This window comes from Pseudomonas sp. DCB_AW (genome assembly GCF_026240895.1).
Taxonomy (GTDB): Bacteria; Pseudomonadota; Gammaproteobacteria; order Pseudomonadales; family Pseudomonadaceae; genus Aquipseudomonas; species Aquipseudomonas kermanshahensis.
In genome coordinates this window covers 1-1239 of sequence record NZ_JAPFCE010000151.1, presented here as the reverse complement: position 1 = coordinate 1239, position 1239 = coordinate 1, and the positions used below count along the sequence as shown (strand labels likewise).

The following is a 1239-nucleotide window of genomic DNA, read 5'->3' as shown; positions in this document are numbered from 1 at the left end:
GCTTACCTTGAATCCAGCGCGGACCTGTAGGAGCGGCCTTGTGTCGCGAAAGGGCCGCAAAGCGGCCCCAATCATTTCTGCCGCAATGCACCGATCCTGTGCCCTCTGCACCGCACGAAGGCACAAAAACCCTCAAAACCTGGCAAAAAAGCCCTGAAAGCCAATGTTTCCGGGTTTTGCAAAACTGGCACGCCCCCTGCAATAAGTCCTGTATCTCCAGTTTCGGGGTCCTCGGTACAGGCAGGCCGGGAAAACCCCTCTTTTATTTGCAGTAGCGCAAGTTTTGGGGACCCTGGTACAGGCAGGCCGGGACATCCCCTCTTTTATTCGTGCAGCCTCACCTGCACACGCCAACGCCCAGCGTCCTCTGCACCGGCCCACTCGCCGTGCAGAGGGCGCGCGGCCACCACCGTCAGCAACAGCCCTTCCTCGCTTTTCTGCACACGCCAGCCCACCGGTTTGCCCTGCAGGCTCAATTGCCCCCGCTGGGCCTTGCCCTGGGCCTCGAACAGCACGGCAACCGTCCCCTCGACGTTCTCGCCATGCAGCTTCGGCTCTTCGTTGAACCATAGGTCGAGCCCGTCTTGTACCACCTCAACCTGCTCCAGCACCCGCTCATCGGGGGTGGTCAGGCGGCCAATCATCAAGCCCACCATCAGGCCGACAATGGCCAGCGATAGCATCACCCGTGGGAAGGCCTTCGAACGCAGGTCCGGTTCAGGGGTAGAATGCTCGTCATCTTCACGCCTGGAGCCGTGCATGTTTCACGTCATCCTTTTTCAACCAGAAATTCCGCCGAATACCGGCAACATCATTCGCCTCTGCGCCAACAGCGGTTGCCACCTGCACCTGATCGAGCCCATCAGCTTCGAACTGGATGACAAGCGCCTGCGCAGGGCGGGGCTGGACTACCACGAGTATGCCACGCTCAAGCGCCACGAGAGCCTGGCCGGATGCCTGGAAAGCCTGGGTAACCCACGGCTGTTCGCCTTCACCACCAAGGGCTCGCACCCCTTCCATGAAGTGGCTTACCAGCCGGGCGACGCCTTCCTGTTTGGCCCCGAAAGCCGCGGTTTGCCAGCCGACGTGCTGGACAGCCTGCCGCCCGAGCAGCGCTTGCGCCTGCCGATGCTGGCGCCGATTGGTTGTGCCTTGCTGGGCCTTTCGGTCGGTGAGCAGATCGACTGGCCGGCGCCGGGCGGCAAGACCCTCAAGCTGAAGCTGCTGGAAGTCGAGTAC

2 protein-coding genes are annotated in these 1239 nt (G+C 61.9%); one reads left to right on the top strand and one right to left on the bottom strand.

Annotated elements, in window-relative coordinates; genetic code table 11:
- Positions 1–323: 323 nt before the first annotated feature.
- Positions 324–761 carry a hypothetical protein gene (locus tag OO306_RS28005; RefSeq protein ID WP_027592382.1) on the bottom strand — a complete coding sequence of 146 codons (438 nt, stop codon included), beginning with the start codon at positions 759–761 and terminating at the stop codon, positions 324–326.
- On the opposite strand from OO306_RS28005, the gene OO306_RS28000 reads away from it, so the two are divergent.
- Positions 760–1239, top strand: a 480-nt coding sequence (locus tag OO306_RS28000; protein WP_265970379.1) for a TrmH family RNA methyltransferase, incomplete at its 3' end; no start/stop codon positions are given. The two genes, OO306_RS28005 and OO306_RS28000, sit on opposite strands and share 2 nt — an antisense overlap.